Source organism: Achromobacter sp. MFA1 R4 (assembly GCF_900156745.1).
Lineage (GTDB): Bacteria > Pseudomonadota > Gammaproteobacteria > Burkholderiales > Burkholderiaceae_B > Achromobacter.
Genome location: NZ_LT707065.1, coordinates 300,193 through 320,795, shown reverse-complemented (window position 1 = coordinate 320,795; position 20,603 = coordinate 300,193). Strand labels below are relative to the sequence as shown.

Sequence of the window (20,603 nt, the reverse complement as noted above, 5' to 3'; positions counted from 1 at the left end):
CGCTCATGAAGGAAATCAGCGGCAACACGCGCCTGTTCGGCATCCTGGCCGACCCCATCCACCACGTGAAGACGCCGCAGCGCATGAACGAGCACTTCGCCAAGATCGGCTTCGACGGCGTGTGCGTGCCCTTTCACGCCCGGCCCGAAAACCTCGCCGCCGTGGTCGAGGGCCTGCGCCGCCTGGAAAACCTGGGCGGCGTGATCGTCACGGTGCCGCACAAGACCGCCATCCTGGACCTTGCCGACGAAGCCACGCCCGTCGCGCGCAAGATCGGCGCGGCCAACGTGCTGCGGCGCGAGGCGGACGGACGCTTGGTGGCGCACATGCTGGATGGCGAAGGCTTCGTGCGCGGCCTGCGCAGTTGCGGCGTCGCGCCCGAAGGCAAGAGCGTGTACCTCGCCGGCGCGGGCGGCGCGGCCAATGCGATCGGCTTCGCGCTCGTGCAGGCCGGCGTTTCGCGCCTGACCATCGCCAACCGCACCCCCGCCAAGGCAGAAGACCTCAAGGCGCGCATCCTGTCGTTGCATCCGGACGCGCAGATCTCGGTGGGCAACGCCGACCCCTCTGGCCATGACCTGGTCGTGAACGGCACGTCGCTGGGCATGAAGGAGGGCGATCCGCTGCCGTTGGACACCAGCCGCCTGACGCCCGACCAACTCGTGTGCGAAGTCATCATGCAGCCCCGGGACACGGCGCTGCTCGTGGCCGCGCAGGCGCGCGGCTGCAAGGTTCACTATGGCGCACCGATGCTGGCGTGCCAGATCGAACTGATGGTGGAAATGCTGGGCGTGACGTCCGCCCCTTGAGTCCGCGCAGCCACATTCGAGACCGGTAGACAAAGATGGGCGATTACGATTTCATCATCGCGGGCGGCGGTACGGCCGGCTGCATCCTCGCCAACCGCCTGAGCGCGGACGGCAAGTACCGCGTGCTGATGCTCGAGGCCGGACAAGAGGCCCGCAGCATGTGGATCCCGATTCCCGCGGGCTTTTCCAAGCTGCTGGTCGATCCGACCTACAACTGGCGCTTCGCGACCCAGCCGGAAGACAACGTCTACGGCCGCACCATTGCCGTGCCGCGCGGCAAGGGGCTTGGCGGATCCACGCTGATCAACGGCATGATCTACGTCCGGGGCCAGCCGCAGGATTACGACGGCTGGGAAGCCGCGGGCGCGTCTGGCTGGGGCAGCCAGGTGGCCGAACGCGTCTTTCGCAAGATCGAAAACTACGCGCCGGGCGGCGAAAACCGCGGCAAGGACGGACCGATGTACCTGGAGGAGGTCGCCGAACGCTTTCCCGTGTCGGATGCCTTCCTGCAGGCCGCGCGCGAAGACGGCCAGCCGCTCAATCCGGATTACAACGGCGGCGACCAGGAAGGCGTGGGCTACTACCAGGTGCTGCAGCACCGCGGCCGGCGCTGGAGCGTGGTCGACGGCTACCTGAAGCCCGCCGCCGGACGCAGCAATCTCAGCGTCGAATGCGGCGCCCATGTCACGCGCTTGGTCTTCGAGGGCAAACGCTGCGTCGGCGTGGCCTACCGCAAGGACGGCCAGGAACACACCGTGCGCGCCCGCCGCGAAACGCTCGTGTGCATGGGGGCGGTGCAGTCGCCGCAATTGTTGGAACTGTCCGGCGTCGGCAATCCGGCCTTGCTGAAGTCGCTCGGCATCGCCCTGGTGCACGCGCAGCCGCAGGTCGGCGAAAACTATATCGATCATTTCGCCACGCGCATGAACTGGCGCGTGAAGAACACGGTGACCCTGAACGAGATGTCGCGCGGATGGCGGCTGGCGCAGCAGGTGGCCCGCTACTACCTGAACCACAAGGGCATTCTCACGCTCGGCACGGGGCTCGTGCATGGTTTCGTCAAGAGCGCGCCGGACCTGCCAACGCCCGACGTGCAGTTCTTCTTCGTGCACGCCAGCTACGCCAATGCCGCCGAACGCATCCTGGACCGCCATCCCGGCATGACCATCGGCGTGGCGCAATTGCGTCCGGAATCGGTCGGGTCCATCCACATCAAATCAGCCGACCCGCTGGCCGGCCCTGCCATCCGCCCCAACTTCCTCTGCGCGCAAGTGGACCGCGACAGCCTGGTGGGCGGCATGCAGGTGGCGCGGCGCATTGTGGGGCAGCCCGCCCTGCAGCGGTTCGTGCAGGCCGAGGTCAGCCCCGGCGCGGACGTGGACAGCTACGACGAATGGCTGGATTTCGCGCGGCGCAACGGGCAGACCATCTATCACCCCATCGGCACCTGCCGCATGGGAACTGACGCCGCCGCCGTCACCGACGTGCGCCTGAGGGTCAACGGGTTGGCCGGACTGCGCGTAGTCGATGCGTCGGTGATGCCGAAGATGGTCTCCGGCAACACGCAGGCCGCAGTCATGATGGTGGCCGAACGCGGCGCCGAAATGATCCTGGAGGACGCCGCGCAGGGGTAGGTCGCATGCCGGGCACGCGTCTTGCTAACCCGGGACGCTGGCTGCAGACTGGTGGTTCGGCTGAGCCAACTGAAAGGAGACCGTATGACTTACGACCTTTGGTACTGGAATGGCATCCCCGGGCGCGGCGAGTTCGTGCGCCTTGCGCTCGAGGCGGGCGGTATCCCGTACCGCGAGCGCGCGCGCGACCCCGGCGCCGATGAAGGCGCGCTGATCGACGACATGCAGTCCGCGCGCAAGCATCCCCCTTTCGCGCCGCCGTACCTCGTGGTCGGAAAGATGACACTGGGGCAAACAGCCAACATCCTGCTTTTCCTGGGCGAAAAGCACGGTCTTGCCCCCGATTCGCTGGAAGGGCGCCTCTGGGTCAACCAGCTGCAGCTCACCATTGCCGACATGGTGGCCGAAGCGCACGACACGCATCACCCCATCTCCGCCAGCGAGTACTACGAAGACCAAAAGGAAGAAGCCGCCCGCCGGGCGCGCGTCTTTCGCGAAGAGCGCATACCCAAGTTCCTGGGCTATTTCGAACGCCTGCTTGACGGGCCGCAGGCGTGGCTGGCGGGCGGCAATAAGTGGACCTACGTCGATCTATCCCTGTATCACTTGGTCGATGGGCTGCTTTTTGCATTTCCCAAGCGCATGGCCACCGTGGCAGCGCATTACCCCAATGTGTTTGCGCTGCACGAGCGCGTGACCGCGCTGCCGGCGTTGCAGGCCTATTTTTCCAGCGGCCGGCGCCTGCCATTCGGAGAGGGCATCTTCCGGCAATATCGGGAGCTTGACGCGGCGTAGCTGCGGGTTATCCCGGGTGTGCGTGACGACAACGCCGTGAAAAATTTCGGCCCGACGAGGTTGAAGCTCAAAAATTTTTAGGATTAAATAGTTTCCATTAGATACACGTGTACCAGGCGCGCGGCAAACTGAATCCTGGAGGTCACCATGCTTTGGCATACGCTTGACCGATTCATTCGTGGACACCGACCCTCGCGGCAGAGGGATCTGCTGGGACAGATCGACGCCATCGACAGATCCCAGGCGGTCATCGAGTTCGATTTGAATGGCCACATCCTGATGGCCAACCAGAATTTCCTGGACACCATGGGCTATGCGCTCCAAGAGATCCAGGGCCGGCATCACCGGATGTTCGTCGATCCCGGCGAATCCGGTTCGGCGCAATACGCGGCTTTCTGGCAGAGACTGGCCCGGGGCGCGCATGATGCCGGCCGCTATCGGCGGATTCGCAAGAATGGAACGGACGTCTGGCTGCAGGCGACCTACAACCCGATCTTCGACCCGCACGGCCAGCCCGTGAAAGTGGTCAAGTACGCCACGGACATCACCGAGCAGCAGCAGCGCCAGGCCGATTCCGAAGGCCAGCTTGCCGCGATCTCCAAGGTGCAGGCGATCATCGAGTTCGAGCTCGACGGCACCATCATCCGCGCCAACGAGCTCTTCCTGAACGCGGTGGGCTACCGCGCCGACGAAGTGCTGGGGCGCCACCACAGCATGTTCGTGCCGCCCGAGGAAGCCCGAAGCGCGGCCTACAAGGAGTTCTGGCGCAGGCTGCGCAACGGCGAACACGACACCGGCCAGTACCTGCGGCTGGGCAAGGGCGGACGCCAGGTCTGGATCGAAGCCAGCTACAACCCGATCCTCGATGCGCAGGGGCGGCCGTTCAAGGTCGTGAAGTTCGCCACCGACATCACCAAGCGCTTTACCGCCGCCCAGACGCTGCGCGTCGCGGTCCAGGGCCTGACCGAAAACGCGGAGCGTGCGCGGCAGGCCAACAGCCTAGCCCAGGACGCCAGCCACATCGCGGAAACGGGCGGCGAGACCATGCGGGACGTCGTGAGCACCATGGCTGGCATCACCGAAAGCTCGCGCCGCATTTCCGACATCATCGGCGTGATGGACGGCGTCGCGTTCCAGACCAACATCCTTGCCCTGAATGCCGCCGTCGAGGCCGCGCGCGCCGGCGAGCACGGCAAGGGTTTCGCGGTCGTGGCCGCCGAAGTCCGCAGCCTCGCGCAGAACAGCGCCGCGGCCGCCAAAGAGATCAAGGCCCTCATCACCACGTCGGTGGAGCAGATCGAAGGCGGTGCGTTGCAGGTCCGGTCCGCGGGCGACACGATGGAAAGCATCGTGTCGTCGTCGCGGCGCGTGACCGAAATCATGGGTCAGGTCGTCGAGGTGTCGCTCGCGCAATCGGCCAGGCTGGGCGGCGTCACCGAAGACCTCACGCAGATGAGCGCCGACGCGGTCGAACGGTTGCGCGCCGCCTAGCCCAAGCCGTCCGGCTTGCGTAGCGCGGTGGCGCGAGTGCGCTATAAAGACGGCATTGTCCGTAACGACCCCGTCCGCGCCAGCGAAATGCGCCGCGGGCCATGCCCTCTGCCGTAAACGTCATGACCGAATCCGAAGCCCTCGCCCTTGCCTCGCACCGCCACTACAAGGGCGGGCTGTACCGATACATCGGCACCGCCCGCCATTCCGAAACCGAGGAATCCATGGTGGTGTACGAGCATCTGTGGCCTCACGCGCGCGGTATGTGGGTGCGCCCGGCCGAGCTGTTTTTCGGCCAGCTTGCCGATGGCTCGCCGCGCTTTGCCGCCCTGCATCCCGCGGAGTAGGCCCATGACCTATTTCTTCAGGCGGCCGCGCGCCAACGACGCCGCGCCCGCCCGGCCGGCCCCGCGCGCCCAGGCCGCATTGACGCAGGCGCTGCAGGCGCTCGGCGGCCCCTTCGTCGTCGCCGACCTGGAAACCACCGGCCTGTCGACCGCAAGCTGCGAAATCCTGGAATTCGCCGCAGTAAGGGTCGGCGCGGGTGGCACGCTGGAACGCGAATACACGCAAGTGGTGCGCACCTGCGGCCGCGTCCCGTCTTTCATATCCCGGCTCACCGGCATCACGCAGGCCGAGGTCGATCGGGACGGCGTGCCCGTGGCGCAGGCCTTTTCGTCCTTTCTGGCGTTCGTGGAAGACCTGCCGGTGTTCTTCCATAACGCGTCGTTCGACCGGCGCTTTCTCGGCGCGGCGGCCCTTCAGACGGGCCTGCCGTTCGCCAACGCCACCCATTGCACGCTCGCGCTGGCGCGCCGCGCGTGGCCGGAATTGCCGTCGCACAAGCTGGATATCCTGGCGCGGCACGTGGGCGCGTCGCAGCCGACGCACCGGGCCTTGGCCGACGTGCGCACCACGGTCGCGGTGGCGCTGGCGGCCAGCGCGCGCCTGGCCGCGGCGTGATGGGAAAAATAGCCGCGCCTGACGAACCGTCGCGATGGCGCCACCCCAGGCGTGCGCCCGGGGCTGGCGCGCTGCGTCAGATCACTTGCTGTTCGTGATGCACTTGGGGCGGTTCGACGAAAAAGCCGCCCACCAGCTTGCGCCATTCCTGGAAGTCGGCCGATTCGCGGAAATCCACCATGTGGTTCTCCACGGTTTCCCACTGCACCACCAGCGTGTAGCGCTGGGGCTGCTCGATGCTGCGGTACAGTTCCATGCCGTGGCATCCCTTGGCGCGCAGAAAGAGCGGCTTGGCCTGGGCAACACCGGCTTCGAACAGCGCTTCCTGTCCTTCGCGGACGTGGATGCTGGCAATCTCCTGAATCATGGCTTTGTCTCCAATTGAAGGTGGGGCGGGCAGGGCCGGGAGTAGTATGGCCGAAATTTCCGTTTCCATCCCCACCGATGAATCACAGAGCCGTCACCTTGACTCGTCTCATTGCCGTTCGCCTGTTCTGGTACATCGGCGTGGGCGGCATCGCCTTGATGTCGTTGTTCCTGCACACGCAATTCGGGGTTGACGTGCTGTTGTCGGCCATCGCCATCTACATTCCGCTGTCGATGCTCAGCCTGCCGCTCGTCGCCTGGCTATGTCTGCGGCGCGGCGCTCCCTGGGACGAACGGGGCCTGCCGCCGGCCTGGCCCGCGCATCTGGCCGGCGTCTGCGGCATGGCGCTCTTGGCCAGCTACCAGGTGCTGGCCAATCTGGAACTTGCCGAGTGCGGATTCCTCCTGGTCCTGGTGGCCGTCGACCTGATGCTCGCCCGCCGCGAGACCGGCTGGCTGCTGCGCATTGCACGGGAACGCGCGGGCGGCTGACCGCCGCGGCGCGGCCTTTCCGTGCAGCCGCTGCGCGTCCTCTGCCTCCGCCTTGCGCGTTAGGCATCACGCGCGAGCGTAGGACGCATCGTCCCATCCGTTGAGTTGAAGCCCTGGCTGCAAGTCGGGGTTGTCATGCCGCCCGCCTCGGCCATACGCCGGGCCAGGCCGGGCCGCTTTCTACGCTTTCAGGTTCGTGTCATGCGCGAGTCCATCCTCCAGAAAGACCCGGTCGTTCGTTTAACCGATACCGATCTGCCTACCGCGGCGCAATCATTCCGTACCACTACGAAAGTCCCATGCGCCTCGCCCTGAAAGCGCGCAGCCCACGGGGAAGTAACGGTCCGCGCCGGTCGGTCTCCGGCACCTGTGCATCCGTGCAGACGGATCAGGAGGAGCTCAAATGAAAAAGCTCGCAGCAGTCGCCGCGTTGTCATTGTTTGCCGCATCGGCCTACGCCACCGGCCCGGGTCAGGTAGGAGGCTCGATCACCGGGCATGCCGGCGCCATCAACGGCACCGCCACATCCATCTCGTCAGGCAGCTCCGTGGTGGCCACCCAGGTCAACGGCTACGGCTCATCGAGCCAGACGTCGTTCGGCAGCACGGGCGGCATCGCGGAGGTCGGCGGAAGCTTCAGTCGCGACGGCACGCAAGTGGTGACCAGCACGCGCCAATACGCCAACAGCGAGTCCTACGGCCATGTTTCGGGCAACGCGCCCATCATGGTCGGCGACAGCATCGCCAATGGCGGGGCAACATTCGGCAGCACGGAAACGAGTGCGTCGGCGACAGGAACGTTCCACGCGGCGAATATCGGCGCTTTCGGGTCGATACACGGCATCGGCTCGGTGGGCCATGTCGGCGGGTTCAATCGCTGACCCAATTATCCGGACGGCTTCGGCCGTCCGGGCGAGGGGACATCATGAAGACCATTGTTTTAGCCATCTCCCTGTCGCTCGTCGCCGCGTCGGCCGGGGCGCAGACCAGTACCTCCAGCTCCACGACATCGGCGTCGTCAGGCGCGACCAACGCGGGCAATAACCAGGGCATCACACTGAACTCCAGCAACAGCGGCACCAGCACTTTGCGCAGCGCGCCGCCCGTGGGCGGCCAAAGCTTCTACGGCTCGTTCTCTTCCGACAGCTGCATGGTGTCCGCCGGCGGCGGCGGCTCCGTGGTGGGCTTCGGCATGAACGTCGCGATTCCGATCGAAGACCAGAAATGCAGCCTGCGCCGCAACTTCGAGCGAACCATGCAGGCGGCGGCGTCCACCAAGGACGCGGACCGCTCGCGGCGGCTGGAGACGGCGGCCATCGACATCCTGTGCCAGACCGACGACCGCACCAAGGCGGCGCTGGTGGCGCAGGGGCTGTGCACCAACCCCGCTTTGACGACGGCGGACCACCGGTTCGACAGCGGGGCGGTGGCCCAGGTCGCGCCGCCGCCGATACAAACGGCGCGCTCCGCGCCCGCGCAACCCCAGGTGCCCATCACCCAGGGCGCTCCCGTCGTGTCCGCGCGCAGCGCGGCGCTGACCGCGCCGCCCCTGCGTAATCCGCGCCTGGAACGGCAGCAGTTCGCAGACCTGTATACGCCAGGCTAAGGAAGCGAGGCGCCGGCGGTCCCGCGGGGGGCCTAGGTCGTGGCGGGCGGCGGAACCGCCGCGGGGGCAGGCGCCTGCGCGGGTTCCGGCGCCGTCGCGAGCAGCATCGTGGGCGGAGACGATACCTCCAGCCCGGCTTCGTCCAGGCGCTTTAGCACCGTGAACAGCAACGCGCTGCGCACGCCATACGCCGCGCGGGGGGACGACACGTAGCCCCTTGCGTTGAAGATCAGATGGCCAGCGTCGATGCCGTCCAGAAATACGTCGGGCGCCGGCGACTCCAGCACGTCCTCGTGATCCGCAAAGGCCTGCCGCATCAGTTCGCGCACCCGTTCGGCGTCCGTGGACAGGGGCATGGGCAGTTTGATCTGCACCAAACCCAGCGGATTGGACCGCGTGACGTTGCGCACCGTCTTCGTCACGAATTCAGAATTGGGCACGATCACCGTGGACCGGTCGCCCATCTGGATCTCGGTGGCGCGCACATTGATGCGCAGGATGTCGCCTTCGACGCCGCCCAGCGACACCCAGTCGCCGACCTTCACCGGACGCTCCGCCAGAAGAATCAGGCCCGACACGAAGTTCTGCACGACGGCCTGCAAGCCAAAGCCGATACCCACCGACAGCGCGCTGGCGATCCAGGCCACGCGCTCCAGGCCGATACCCGCGGCCGAAAGCGACAGCGCCACCGCAACCACGAACCCGCCATAGCCGAACAGGGTCGCCGCCGACAACTGCATTCCCGGGTCCAGCTCCGTCGTCGGAAGATAGCGGTGGGACAGCCAGCGCTTGAGCATCTTCACGCCCAGCAGCGAGAGCGCCAGCACGATCAGCGCCTGCAGCACCGCGCCGGGCCGGATCTGCGCCTCGCCGATGGCCAGGCCCTTGCGGAGCTGGTCGAAGCGCTGCACCAGGTCCATCGGCGCCTCGCCGAACGGCGCCAGCACCAGGATGATGGCAAGCAGCGCGATCGCCACGCGTCCCAGGCCCGACAGCAGCACCGCCGCCTGGTCGCGCATGCTGGGCCCTTCGCCGTCGCCGCCCTCGCGATGCGAGGTGCCCAGCAGCGTGCTGAAACCATCCTCGATCAGCGTCGAGGCCAGATACGCCGATGCCAGCACGATCAGCACCCACAGCACCTGCTTGACCAGGAAACTGCCAAACGCCACGTAGCCCGCCAGCAGGCTCGCAAGGCTGACGATCAGCACGGTCCAGACGGCGGCCAGCATCAGGGAAACCCACAACGGCACCGGCGTCTCGCTGTCCTGCATGACCTGGCGGCGCAGGCGGCGGCTGATCGCCAGCACGGCGGCAAGCATCGCCATGCTCAGCACGGCGACCATGCCCGTCAACGTGATCGTCGTCGTCAGGCTTGCGTCCAACAGGACCGGCAGCCCCTCGGCAAGCCAGATCAGCACCACCAGCACGCCCAGCGCGCCGGGCAGCCAGCGCAGCCGGTTCGCCACGATGTCGCTGACGGGGGGCAAACGCCAGGTAGGTCGATGCGTGGACAGCAGCGCATAGCCCATCCCGGAGACGAAGCCGCCGAAACAGACCGTGGCCACCAGGTTGGTCACCAGCGAATCGGTGCGATCCGACAACTGCGATCTCCAGTCCAGGCCGGCCTGGATCAGCAGGGCGATCACACCCGGCGTGGCGACCGACAGCGCCACGAGCGCCACCGCCAGGAAGGAGCGGCGCAGGCGCCCCGGCGGCACGCGCGTCGCGGTCAATTGCAGCAGGTATCGGCCTACCCACACGCGCAGCGCAATCGCCAGGCCGGCGGCAGCGGCCAGCAGCAGCCAGCCCCACTTGGGCGTCTGTCCCACTGCGGTCGACAGGTCACTGCGCAGCGCCTCCAGCCGCTGCAGGTCGCGCGGAAACTCCTGGCGGAATTCGGCCCAGAACTGGCCGGACAGAAAGGAATCGCGCCGTTCGCCAAGGCGGGCCTGGAACTGCTTGCGTCGCTGCGCCGAGATCTGCTCGGCCGTCTGGCCGGCGTCCACCGACAGCAGCCTGGCCAGCTTGAGCTGCGCGTCCAGCGCGCGGCTGTTCTTTTCAAGCTGCGCCCGCTGCGCCGCCACGTCGGGCGCTTCCTTGGCGCCCTCCGGCGGCGTGCCCAATTCGCTCAGCCGCGCCGTCACGCTGGCCAGTTGCGGCGTCAGCGCCTCCGTGGCGGCGTCCGCCTTGGACTGGATATCCAAGGCCTCCCCGCGCTGTTTGAGGAGGACGGCATCGTCGGTGACGTCGGGAATCTGCTTGCGGATATCGTCGATCTGCTTGCGCGCGGCGGCAAGCACGGCCTCGGTATCGACCGGCGTGGCGGGCGGCGCCGCGAAGGCGGGCAGAAAGCAGAACGCCAGCAGCAGCGCTGCAAGCAGCGCCGCCAGGTTGGGGGCGCGGACCTGGCGGGCGCGCGTAAGCAAAGAAGGCGTTGTCGGGATCATGGTCCTGGACGAGTGGCTCGCGTCGAGGCGGCAGCATAGCAAGGCCCCGGCCTGCGCGTTGCAACAAAAACTGGTGTTGTGTCCCTGTATTTTCAGGCCGGTGGGCGCGCTCCAATGGCCGAGCCCGCAGGCCGATAAAACGGGGGCGGATTGCCACGGCACCGCCCGCCGCGCGGCAGGCCATGCCCGGCTGCGCAACCCCTGTTTACGCGGCCAACGTTTGGATTCAACTTGACGGGCGTTGGGAACCGCGCGCGGCCCGATGCCGGGGCTTGCCCAGCACGGCGTCGCACACCTCCAGCCACGCCCGGGCCGCAAAGGACAGGTAGCCCGACTGCAGCCAGATATGTCCCACTTCCCATTGCATGCCGGACTTGGCCAGCTTGGCGGTGCTGAGGCCACGGGTCTTCATCCGCTGCATCAGCGGCTCGGGCAGCAGGGCCACGCCCAGTCCGGCCGACGCCATCGCCACCAGGAAATCCCAATGCGCGCTCTGCGCGGCAATGCCCGGCTGAAAGCCCGCGTCTGCAAATGCCTGGCGCAAGCGGCGCGTGATGGCGAAGTCGTCGGTGGGTATCAGCAGCCGCGCCTCGCGCAGCGCGCTCAGGGGCAGCGACGTCTTTCCGGCCCATGGCGCGTCGGGCGGCCCGATCACCCAGATCGGGTAGCTGCCGAACGCCTGCGCGGCCAGCCCGCCATCGGGTGCGACGGGCAGGATGGTGGCGCCAATCTCCAGTTCCCCGCTGGCCACCAGGCTCTCCACCGCCTGGCCGGTCCCTTCGCGCAGCGTCAGATGAATCCCCGGATGCAACTCGCGGAATCGCTTGACCACCGGCGTGAACAGCAGATTGATCATCGGCGGGATGCCGACCTCCAGCGACCCGCGGCCGAGTTCAGCGGTCTGGCGCAGTTCTTCCGAAAGCTGCCGCATCGTCTCCAGCACTTGCAGGCCGCGCAGGTACATGACACGGCCCGTGTCGGTGGGGCGCGCGGTATGCCCATCTCGGATCAGCAGCGGGGTGCCGGCTTCTTCCTCCAGTTGCCGGATCATTTTGCTCACGGTGGATTGCGTGACGAACAGGGCTTTGGCGGCCTGCGTGAAGCTGGCATGCCTGACGGTTTCCACGAAATACCGCAACGCGCGCACATCCATGTCGGGGCGGGTCCTTCGCGCATTGCGCGAGAAAAATTCAAATGATGAAAAAAACGACTTGTTTAGATGATTTTAAGTCATTACGAGATTTGAGCCCGCCTTCCTATACTGCCGAAAAATCGTCCCACCGACCGTATCCGCGGCCCGTGGGACCTCGGGAAACGCCGCGTCAGACGGTGCCCGGGCGCTCAAGGCGGCAACGCCGCGCCCGGCCGCAAGCCGCAGGCCTTTGAATTTGGAGACACCATGCATCTGGACCGTATTCGCAACCCTGAGCTGCATGCCAGGATCACGTCCGCCGAACAGGCGGCGCTACTGGTTCAGGACGGAATGACCGTTGGAATGAGCGGATTCACCCGGGCCGGCGACTGTAAGTCCGTCCCGGCCGCGCTGGCGGCCTGCGCCGAGCGCGAACCCTTGTCCATCACGCTGATCACCGGCGCTTCGCTCGGCCACGACACCGACAAGCTGCTCGCGCAGGCCAACGCGCTGGCTCGCCGCCTGCCGTTCCAGGTCGACACGACTCTGCGCCGCAAGATCAACCAGGGCGAAATCGCCTTCATCGACCAGCACCTCTCGGAGACGGTGGAACAGTTGCGCGCGGGCCACCTCGGCCCGATCAACGTGGCCATCATCGAGGCCGCCGCCATCACCGAGTCCGGCGCCATCGTGCCGACGATGTCGGTGGGCAATTCCGCGTCCTTCGTGCAACAGGCGGACAAGATCATCGTGGAGCTGAACATGAGCGTGCCCGCGGAGATCGAAGGGCTGCATGACATCTACATCCCGGGCGATCGCCCCACGCGCCAGCCGATCGGCCTGGTGTCGGTGGACCAGCGCATCGGCCAGCCCTGCATTCAGGTCGACCCCGCCAGGATCGCCGCCATCGTCATCACGCAGGAACCCGACAGCCCGTCCAACGCGCTGCCGCCCGACGCCGAGACCAACGCGATCGCGGGGCACATCAACGACTTCCTGCGCCGCGAGGTGACTGCCGGGCGTCTGACCAATGCGCTGCTGCCCTTGCAGGCAGGCATCGGCACCATCGCCAACGCGGTGCTGCACGGCTTCGAATCGTCCGGTTTCGAGAACCTGACGATGTACTCCGAAGTCCTGCAGGACAGCGCCATCGAGTTGCTCGACCAGGGCAAGCTGGCCTTCGCTTCGGCGTCGTCCATCACGGTGTCCAAGCCCGTCTACGAAAAGATCCTCGCGAACATGGAGCACTACCGCCAACGCATCGTGCTGCGCCCGCAGGAAATCAGCAACGCGCCCGAGATCGTGCGCCGGCTGGGCATCATCGCCATCAACACGGCGCTGGAATTCGATATCTACGGCAATGTGAATTCGACGCACGTCGGCGGCACGCACATGATGAACGGCATCGGCGGTTCCGGCGATTTCGCCCGCAACGCCCATCTTGCGATCTTCGTCTCGAAGTCCATGGCCAAGAACGGCGACATCTCCAGCGTGGTGCCGATGGTGTCCCATGTGGATCACACCGAGCACGACGTCGACGTCCTGGTGACCGAATGCGGCCTGGCCGACCTGCGGGGCCTCGCGCCTCGCGAGCGGGCGCGGGCCATCATCCAGCACTGCGTGCATCCGTCGTACCGGGACGCGCTGCAAGACTATTTCGACCGCGCCTGCGAACGCGGCGGCCAGACGCCGCACCTGCTGGAAGAAGCCTTCTCCTGGCACCAGCGCTTCAACGAAACGGATTCGATGCAGCCGGTCGCCGCATCCGCGCGCAAAGCGGCCTGACGCACGCTTGAAGGTTTACTGCCGCCGCGTTTCGATTTGGGTAAGGCCGCCGCAAGCTGCCTTACTTTTTTTTGCCCAATCCCAGGCCTAAGCCTCGCCTTCGGGTTTCCCTGTCACCAGTGTCTGCCGCGACATCTCCAGCTCGTCCCGCAGCCACTGCTTGAACGCGGCAAGCGGGGCCCAGTCCCGCAGACTGGGCAGATAAACCAGGTGATAGGTCTGCGCCAGCTCATACTGCACGGTGACGGGCGACACCTGCACGAGCCTCCCCGCGCACAGCGCGTCCGCCGCCAGCAGTTGCCGACCCAAGGTGATGCCCAATCCCTGTTCGGCGGCCTGCAGCATCATTCCCGCATCATTGAAAGACGCGACAGGCGTGACCGGTGTGGGAAACCCCGCCGCGGTGAACCAGTGCTGCCATAACTCCCGCTCGCCCAGCAAAGGCTGGCGCGCCAGCGTCGCGGGCGTATCGTCGGGCAGGGCGGCCATGGTCTCCGGCGACGCCAGAACGATCAACGGCAACGGCACGTCAAAGAGCGGCTCCGACGCCACCCCGGCCCACGGTCCGCGGCCAAACCGCAGCGCCGCATGAAAGCCGTCCCGCAACAGATCCACCACGTTCTGGGACGTCTCGATCTCCAACGCCACGCCCGGATGCCGGGCGCGCCAGCGCGCCATGCGGGGCAACAGCCAGCGTTGTGCGAACGACGGCAGCACCGACACCCGCAGCCGCTGCTCGCTGCCCGTCGCCGCCGCGTTCGCCGCCATCAGTCCCTCATCGAGCAGCGCCATCGCGCCTTGCACGCTGCACAACAGCGCAGCGCCCGCGGAATTCAGCACGATGCCGCGCCCGCTGCGCTCGAACAAGGGAAAGCCAAGCTGTTCCTCAAGCACTTTGATTTGCTGGCTGACCGCACTGTGCGTCAGATGCAACCGTTCCGCCGCGGCGCGCAGGTTTTGCAACTCGGCCACGACGCGAAAGGCGGGGAGGGTATTAAGGGGTAATCGCACGGCGAACCTTCATTCGTATCTATCTGGCAATCCGGACCGGGATCGGTTTGGTCATCGTAGCTTACCGATCATGCCAAAACAATTGGATTTTCAGCGCGGCATTGGGCGAATACTCTTACCAAAACGGAATTGCAAAAGGAGCCCGTTATGACCGCGCAACCATTTATGGCGTCAGCCCCCTTGGGTTCGACGGCCTCGATGCCCAAGCCCACGTCGCCGGATCCGGCCATACTCGCGTCAACGTACGAGCCCGACCAAAGCCTCCTCTCCCGACTTTGGCAAGCGTACCGCCAACACCGCAACGCAGCCCGGATCCGCAATCTCGCCGTGGACATCGAACCACGCCTGCTCGAAGATGTAGGCGCGCCGCCATGGCTGATCAATGAATCGATCGTGCGCCGGCAACTGGAACGCCTGCGCAACGCCGACTACATACGCTGGTGACTCCTCTGCGCGTTGCGGCCCCCCGAACCCAACTACGCGCAGCGGTCGCTGCCAGTTGCCCCGTTATCCCTCTTATATAGAGAGCGATAGAGAACGGGCAGCGCACGCCGCCCAACGCTGCCAACCTCTCAGGCGATTTGCGACACGCACATGACAGCCAGAAAAACTGTGCTATAGTCTCGCTCCTTCGCAGTTCACGTAGTTCCGAACCGCGAAGCCAAGTAGGTGCAACAGGCGGACGGGGCAACCCACCACCGCCTGCCGCGAAGGCAATCAGTCATGATCGTCAAGTGGTTATTGCAAGGATCGACGCAAATCAGGCAGAAGCCAGTTGCAAGATCTGCAAAAATTGTGCTATAGTTTCGGGCTTGGCAGTTGCTGAAAATTCAGGGTTTACCCTGATGTTTCGATAGCTGCTAAGGCAGGGCGAAAGCCCTGGCGAGACCTGAAGGGGTCGCAACAAGAAAGCGAAGTTAAAAACGACGCCGACTTGACAAGCGATAAAAACTTCTTCATAATCTCGTTTCTCTGCTGCAACGGCAGCGACGGCGCGAAAGCGAAGTTGGCCGAAGTTGAAAGCAGAAGCAGTACAGAATTTAGCAGTACCCGCTCTTTAACAATTAAACAACCGATAAGTGTGGGCGCTTGATGCGAGTGCAGCGGTTTGGGTTTCGGCCTTAATCGCAAGCACAAGAAATCAAGTGCTCACTAGAAGTGAAGTACCTTAGACGTCAAGTTTAAGAACATACCTCACTTCCTTTGAGTAGCGACGTATGACCTGGTTTGGATTGGCGTAAGTCAAAACGGACCAAGAATACGAAACAAATACAGAGATTAAACTGAAGAGTTTGATCCTGGCTCAGATTGAACGCTAGCGGGATGCCTTACACATGCAAGTCGAACGGCAGCACGGACTTCGGTCTGGTGGCGAGTGGCGAACGGGTGAGTAATGTATCGGAACGTGCCTAGTAGCGGGGGATAACTACGCGAAAGCGTAGCTAATACCGCATACGCCCTTCGGGGGAAAGCAGGGGATCGTAAGACCTTGCACTATTAGAGCGGCCGATATCGGATTAGCTAGTTGGTGGGGTAACGGCTCACCAAGGCGACGATCCGTAGCTGGTTTGAGAGGACGACCAGCCACACTGGGACTGAGACACGGCCCAGACTCCTACGGGAGGCAGCAGTGGGGAATTTTGGACAATGGGGGAAACCCTGATCCAGCCATCCCGCGTGTGCGATGAAGGCCTTCGGGTTGTAAAGCACTTTTGGCAGGAAAGAAACGTCCCGGGCTAATACCCTGGGAAACTGACGGTACCTGCAGAATAAGCACCGGCTAACTACGTGCCAGCAGCCGCGGTAATACGTAGGGTGCAAGCGTTAATCGGAATTACTGGGCGTAAAGCGTGCGCAGGCGGTTCGGAAAGAAAGATGTGAAATCCCAGAGCTTAACTTTGGAACTGCATTTTTAACTACCGAGCTAGAGTGTGTCAGAGGGAGGTGGAATTCCGCGTGTAGCAGTGAAATGCGTAGATATGCGGAGGAACACCGATGGCGAAGGCAGCCTCCTGGGATAACACTGACGCTCATGCACGAAAGCGTGGGGAGCAAACAGGATTAGATACCCTGGTAGTCCACGCCCTAAACGATGTCAACTAGCTGTTGGGGCCTTCGGGCCTTGGTAGCGCAGCTAACGCGTGAAGTTGACCGCCTGGGGAGTACGGTCGCAAGATTAAAACTCAAAGGAATTGACGGGGACCCGCACAAGCGGTGGATGATGTGGATTAATTCGATGCAACGCGAAAAACCTTACCTACCCTTGACATGTCTGGAATGCCGAAGAGATTTGGTAGTGCTCGCAAGAGAACCGGAACACAGGTGCTGCATGGCTGTCGTCAGCTCGTGTCGTGAGATGTTGGGTTAAGTCCCGCAACGAGCGCAACCCTTGTCATTAGTTGCTACGAAAGGGCACTCTAATGAGACTGCCGGTGACAAACCGGAGGAAGGTGGGGATGACGTCAAGTCCTCATGGCCCTTATGGGTAGGGCTTCACACGTCATACAATGGTCGGGACAGAGGGTCGCCAACCCGCGAGGGGGAGCCAATCCCAGAAACCCGATCGTAGTCCGGATCGCAGTCTGCAACTCGACTGCGTGAAGTCGGAATCGCTAGTAATCGCGGATCAGCATGTCGCGGTGAATACGTTCCCGGGTCTTGTACACACCGCCCGTCACACCATGGGAGTGGGTTTTACCAGAAGTAGTTAGCCTAACCGCAAGGAGGGCGATTACCACGGTAGGATTCATGACTGGGGTGAAGTCGTAACAAGGTAGCCGTATCGGAAGGTGCGGCTGGATCACCTCCTTTCAGAGCTTATGTGCTCGTGTTAAGCGTCCACTCTTATCGGTTGTTTGTTGTGGCTGGCGTCATGTATTTGGCGCAGCGTAGAAACTAACTGATAGCGCTGCTTGCAGCGCTATCAGTTGGGTTTTACCCAACAGCTACATTTGTTCTTTAACAATCTGGAAGAAGCACAACGAAAATGTGTTCATCAAGTAATCAGCGCTGCTGATGAAGATGGGCACGGGTTGTGATTGCATTAATTTTGTTCCAAGTTCTCAAGACTGGGGTGATAAGCCTCAGACTGCTTTGAAACTTATGAACGGCACAAACGCTAATACTCAGGTCCTATAGCCTACAGCGTTATAGGATCAAGCGACTAAGTGCATATGGTGGATGCCTTGGCGATCACAGGCGATGAAGGACGTAGTAGCCTGCGAAAAGCTGCGGGGAGCTGGCAAACAAGCTTTGATCCGCAGATATCCGAATGGGGAAACCCACTGCAGCAATGCAGTATCCCTAGCTGAATACATAGGCTAGTGGAAGCGAACCGGGTGAACTGAAACATCTCAGTAGCTCGAGGAAAAGAAATCAACCGAGATTCCGAAAGTAGTGGCGAGCGAAATCGGAAGAGCCTTTACGTTTTAGCACGCAAGATAATCGAACGGAATGGAAAGTCCGGCCGTAGCAGGTGATAGCCCTGTAGATGAAATTTTGTGTGTGGAACTAAGCGTAAGACAAGTAGGGCGGGACACGTGAAATCCTGTTTGAAGATGGGGGGACCATCCTCCAAGGCTAAATACTCGTGATCGACCGATAGTGAACCAGTACCGTGAGGGAAAGGCGAAAAGAACCCCGGAAGGGGAGTGAAATAGATCCTGAAACCGTATGCATACAAACAGTAGGAGCCTCCTTGTGGGGTGACTGCGTACCTTTTGTATAATGGGTCAGCGACTTACATTCAGTGGCAAGGTTAACCGAATAGGGAAGCCGTAGCGAAAGCGAGTCCGAATAGGGCGATTCAGTCGCTGGGTGTAGACCCGAAACCAGATGATCTATCCATGGCCAGGTTGAAGGCACGGTAACACGTGCTGGAGGACCGAACCCACTAATGTTGAAAAATTAGGGGATGAGCTGTGGATAGGGGTGAAAGGCTAAACAAATCTGGAAATAGCTGGTTCTCTCCGAAAACTATTTAGGTAGTGCCTCAAGTATTACTGCGGGGGGTAGAGCACTGTTATAGCTAGGGGGTCATGGCGACTTACCAAACTATGGCAAACTCCGAATACCCGCAAGTACAGCTTGGGAGACAGAGCACCGGGTGCTAACGTCCGGACTCAAGAGGGAAACAACCCAGACCGCCAGCTAAGGTCCCGAATTATCGCTAAGTGGGAAACGAAGTGGGAAGGCATAGACAGTCAGGAGGTTGGCTTAGAAGCAGCCATCCTTTAAAGAAAGCGTAATAGCTCACTGATCGAGTCGTCCTGCGCGGAAGATGTAACGGGGCTAAGCGATAAACCGAAGCTGCGGGTGTGCACTTTTAGTGCACGCGGTAGGAGAGCGTTCTGTAAGCCTGCGAAGGTGGCTTGTAAAGGCTGCTGGAGGTATCAGAAGTGCGAATGCTGACATGAGTAGCGATAAAGGGGGTGAAAAGCCCCCTCGCCGTAAGTCCAAGGTTTCCTGCGCAACGTTCATCGGCGCAGGGTGAGTCGGCCCCTAAGGCGAGGCAGAGATGCGTAGCTGATGGGAAGCTGGTTAATATTCCAGCACCGTCGTACAGTGCGATGGGGGGACGGATCGCGGAAGATCATCAGGGTGTTGGATGTCCCTGTTGCTGCATCGAAGATGGCGCTTAGGCAAATCCGGGCGCGTAAATCAAGGGTGTGGCACGAGCGAGCATTGCTTGCGAAGTGATTGGAAGTGGTTCCAAGAAAAGCCTCTAAGCTTCAGCTGTACGAGACCGTACCGCAAACCGACACAGGTGGACGGGATGAATATTCCAAGGCGCTTGAGAGAACTCAGGAGAAGGAACTCGGCAAATTGATACCGTAACTTCGGGAGAAGGTATACCCCGGTAGTGTGAAGCGCCTGCGCGCTTAGCATGATGGGGTCGCAGAGAATCGGTGGCTGCGACTGTTTATTAAAAACACAGCACTCTGCAAAGACGAAAGTCGACGTATAGGGTGTGACGCCTGCCCGGTGCCGGAAGGTTAAGTGATGGGGTGCAAGCTCTTGATCGAAGCCCCGGTAAACGGCGGCCGTAACTATAACGGTCCTAAGGTAGCGAAATTCCTTGTCGGGTAAGTTCCGACCTGCACGAATGGCGTAACGATGGCCACACTGTCTCCTCCTGAGACTCAGCGAAGTTGAAGTGTTTGTGATGATGCAATCTACCCGCGGCTAGACGGAAAGACCCCATGAACCTTTACTGTAGCTTTGCATTGGACTGTGAACCGGCCTGTGTAGGATAGGTGGGAGGCTTTGAAGCGTGGTCGCCAGATCACGTGGAGCCATCCTTGAAATACCACCCTGGTTTGTTTGCGGTTCTAACCTTGGTCCGTTATCCGGATCGGGGACAGTGCATGGTGGGCAGTTTGACTGGGGCGGTCTCCTCCCAAAGTGTAACGGAGGAGTTCGAAGGTACGCTAGGTACGGTCGGAAATCGTGCTGATAGTGCAATGGCATAAGCGTGCTTGACTGTGAGACTGACAAGTCGAACAGGTGCGAAAGCAGGACATAGTGATCCGGTGGTTCTGAATGGAAGGGCCATCGCTCAACGGATAAAAGGTACTCTGGGGATAACAGGCTGATACCGCCCAAGAGTTCATATCGACGGCGGTGTTTGGCACCTCGATGTCGGCTCATCTCATCCTGGGGCTGTAGCCGGTCCCAAGGGTATGGCTGTTCGCCATTTAAAGAGGTACGTGAGCTGGGTTTAAAACGTCGTGAGACAGTTTGGTCCCTATCTGCCGTGGGCGTTGGATACTTGACGGAGCCTGCTCCTAGTACGAGAGGACCGGAGTGGACGTACCTCTGGTGTACCGGTTGTCATGCCAATGGCATTGCCGGGTAGCTAAGTACGGAAGAGATAACCGCTGAAGGCATCTAAGCGGGAAACTCGTCTGAAGATTAGGTATCCCGGGGACTTGATCCCCCTGAAGGGTCGTTCGAGACCAGGACGTTGATAGGTCGGGTGTGGAAGCGCAGTAATGCGTTAAGCTAACCGATACTAATTGCCCGTGAGGCTTGATCCTATAACACTGATGGTTATGACCTGGTGTATAGCGTT

Annotated in this window: 15 protein-coding genes and 2 rRNA genes; 13 read left to right on the top strand and 4 right to left on the bottom strand. The window is 62.5% G+C overall.

Annotated elements, in window-relative coordinates; genetic code table 11:
* Positions 1-5: 5 nt before the first annotated feature.
* The 6 genes from BXA00_RS01370 (at position 6) to BXA00_RS01345 (ending at position 5,692) form a co-directional block, all read left to right on the top strand.
* Positions 6-809 (top strand): shikimate dehydrogenase, encoded by an 804-nt coding sequence (locus BXA00_RS01370; RefSeq protein WP_076515582.1) that lies wholly within the window; start codon positions 6-8, stop codon positions 807-809.
* Positions 810-844: 35 nt separating this feature from the next.
* Positions 845-2,443: a GMC family oxidoreductase gene (locus tag BXA00_RS01365; protein WP_076515580.1), complete on the top strand. Its 1,599-nt coding sequence runs from the start codon at positions 845-847 to the stop codon at positions 2,441-2,443.
* A gap of 84 nt (positions 2,444-2,527) precedes the next feature.
* Positions 2,528-3,238, top strand: coding sequence for a glutathione S-transferase (locus BXA00_RS01360; RefSeq protein WP_076515578.1), 711 nt, complete (start codon positions 2,528-2,530; stop codon positions 3,236-3,238).
* Positions 3,239-3,385: 147 nt separating this feature from the next.
* The gene (locus BXA00_RS01355) at positions 3,386-4,729 is read left to right on the top strand and encodes a methyl-accepting chemotaxis protein (protein ID WP_076515576.1); all 1,344 of its coding nucleotides are present in this window, start codon (positions 3,386-3,388) and stop codon (positions 4,727-4,729) included.
* Between the two features lie 122 nt (positions 4,730-4,851).
* A complete protein-coding gene (locus tag BXA00_RS01350) occupies positions 4,852-5,076 on the top strand; it encodes a DUF1653 domain-containing protein (protein WP_076515574.1) in 225 nt (74 codons plus the stop codon).
* A 4-nt stretch (positions 5,077-5,080) separates the two neighbouring features.
* Positions 5,081-5,692, top strand: coding sequence for a PolC-type DNA polymerase III (locus tag BXA00_RS01345; protein ID WP_092579092.1), 612 nt, complete (start codon positions 5,081-5,083; stop codon positions 5,690-5,692).
* Between the two features lie 76 nt (positions 5,693-5,768).
* On the opposite strand, the gene BXA00_RS01340 is transcribed toward BXA00_RS01345, so the two are convergent.
* Positions 5,769-6,059, bottom strand: coding sequence for an antibiotic biosynthesis monooxygenase (locus tag BXA00_RS01340; protein WP_076515572.1), 291 nt, complete (start codon positions 6,057-6,059; stop codon positions 5,769-5,771).
* 98 nt (positions 6,060-6,157) lie between these two features.
* Here BXA00_RS01340 and BXA00_RS01335 point away from each other — a divergent pair, with 98 nt between their 5' ends.
* From BXA00_RS01335 to BXA00_RS01325, 3 genes are all read left to right on the top strand, one after another.
* Complete coding sequence (locus BXA00_RS01335) at positions 6,158-6,550, top strand: hypothetical protein (RefSeq protein ID WP_231952186.1); 393 nt, start codon at positions 6,158-6,160, stop codon at positions 6,548-6,550.
* Positions 6,551-6,953: 403 nt separating this feature from the next.
* Positions 6,954-7,430: a hypothetical protein gene (locus BXA00_RS01330; protein WP_076515568.1), complete on the top strand. Its 477-nt coding sequence runs from the start codon at positions 6,954-6,956 to the stop codon at positions 7,428-7,430.
* Between the two features lie 44 nt (positions 7,431-7,474).
* Entirely contained in the window at positions 7,475-8,155 is a 681-nt protein-coding gene (locus BXA00_RS01325) for a hypothetical protein (RefSeq protein WP_076515567.1), read from the top strand.
* A 32-nt stretch (positions 8,156-8,187) separates the two neighbouring features.
* On the opposite strand, the gene BXA00_RS01320 is transcribed toward BXA00_RS01325, so the two are convergent.
* Both BXA00_RS01320 and BXA00_RS01315 read right to left on the bottom strand, forming a co-directional pair.
* The gene (locus BXA00_RS01320) at positions 8,188-10,602 is read right to left on the bottom strand and encodes a DUF3772 domain-containing protein (RefSeq protein WP_076515565.1); all 2,415 of its coding nucleotides are present in this window, start codon (positions 10,600-10,602) and stop codon (positions 8,188-8,190) included.
* Positions 10,603-10,828: 226 nt separating this feature from the next.
* Positions 10,829-11,755 (bottom strand): LysR family transcriptional regulator, encoded by a 927-nt coding sequence (locus BXA00_RS01315; protein ID WP_076515564.1) that lies wholly within the window; start codon positions 11,753-11,755, stop codon positions 10,829-10,831.
* 246 nt (positions 11,756-12,001) lie between these two features.
* On the opposite strand from BXA00_RS01315, the gene BXA00_RS01310 reads away from it, so the two are divergent.
* Positions 12,002-13,519: an acetyl-CoA hydrolase/transferase family protein gene (locus tag BXA00_RS01310; protein ID WP_076515562.1), complete on the top strand. Its 1,518-nt coding sequence runs from the start codon at positions 12,002-12,004 to the stop codon at positions 13,517-13,519.
* Positions 13,520-13,606: 87 nt separating this feature from the next.
* Here BXA00_RS01310 and BXA00_RS01305 read toward each other — a convergent pair whose 3' ends face one another.
* Positions 13,607-14,530, bottom strand: a complete 924-nt coding sequence (locus tag BXA00_RS01305; RefSeq protein ID WP_076515561.1) for a LysR substrate-binding domain-containing protein — start codon at positions 14,528-14,530, stop codon at positions 13,607-13,609.
* A 147-nt stretch (positions 14,531-14,677) separates the two neighbouring features.
* Between BXA00_RS01305 and BXA00_RS01300 the strand changes: the two genes are divergently transcribed.
* From BXA00_RS01300 to BXA00_RS01290, 3 genes are all read left to right on the top strand, one after another.
* Positions 14,678-14,974, top strand: coding sequence for a hypothetical protein (locus tag BXA00_RS01300; RefSeq protein ID WP_231952185.1), 297 nt, complete (start codon positions 14,678-14,680; stop codon positions 14,972-14,974).
* 836 nt (positions 14,975-15,810) lie between these two features.
* Positions 15,811-17,341, top strand: a 16S ribosomal RNA gene (locus tag BXA00_RS01295).
* Between the two features lie 342 nt (positions 17,342-17,683).
* Positions 17,684-20,568: ribosomal RNA gene (locus tag BXA00_RS01290) — 23S ribosomal RNA — on the top strand.
* Together the 16S and 23S rRNA genes form the textbook arrangement of a ribosomal RNA operon.
* The last annotated feature ends 35 nt before the right edge of the window (positions 20,569-20,603 follow it).

What these genes read in the sequence shown, in the direction of transcription:
- BXA00_RS01370 (WP_076515582.1), top strand. Translation starts at nt 6, where the DNA reads ATGAAGGAAATCAGCGGCAACACGCGCCTGTTCGGCATCCTGGCCGAC.
- BXA00_RS01300 (WP_231952185.1), top strand. Translation starts at nt 14,678, where the DNA reads ATGACCGCGCAACCATTTATGGCGTCAGCCCCCTTGGGTTCGACGGCC.
- BXA00_RS01360 (WP_076515578.1), top strand. Translation starts at nt 2,528, where the DNA reads ATGACTTACGACCTTTGGTACTGGAATGGCATCCCCGGGCGCGGCGAG.
- BXA00_RS01340 (WP_076515572.1), bottom strand. Translation starts at nt 6,059, where the DNA reads ATGATTCAGGAGATTGCCAGCATCCACGTCCGCGAAGGACAGGAAGCG.
- BXA00_RS01345 (WP_092579092.1), top strand. Translation starts at nt 5,081, where the DNA reads ATGACCTATTTCTTCAGGCGGCCGCGCGCCAACGACGCCGCGCCCGCC.
- BXA00_RS01350 (WP_076515574.1), top strand. Translation starts at nt 4,852, where the DNA reads ATGACCGAATCCGAAGCCCTCGCCCTTGCCTCGCACCGCCACTACAAG.
- BXA00_RS01330 (WP_076515568.1), top strand. Translation starts at nt 6,954, where the DNA reads ATGAAAAAGCTCGCAGCAGTCGCCGCGTTGTCATTGTTTGCCGCATCG.
- BXA00_RS01315 (WP_076515564.1), bottom strand. Translation starts at nt 11,755, where the DNA reads ATGGATGTGCGCGCGTTGCGGTATTTCGTGGAAACCGTCAGGCATGCC.
- BXA00_RS01365 (WP_076515580.1), top strand. Translation starts at nt 845, where the DNA reads ATGGGCGATTACGATTTCATCATCGCGGGCGGCGGTACGGCCGGCTGC.
- BXA00_RS01355 (WP_076515576.1), top strand. Translation starts at nt 3,386, where the DNA reads ATGCTTTGGCATACGCTTGACCGATTCATTCGTGGACACCGACCCTCG.
- BXA00_RS01320 (WP_076515565.1), bottom strand. Translation starts at nt 10,602, where the DNA reads ATGATCCCGACAACGCCTTCTTTGCTTACGCGCGCCCGCCAGGTCCGC.
- BXA00_RS01310 (WP_076515562.1), top strand. Translation starts at nt 12,002, where the DNA reads ATGCATCTGGACCGTATTCGCAACCCTGAGCTGCATGCCAGGATCACG.
- BXA00_RS01325 (WP_076515567.1), top strand. Translation starts at nt 7,475, where the DNA reads ATGAAGACCATTGTTTTAGCCATCTCCCTGTCGCTCGTCGCCGCGTCG.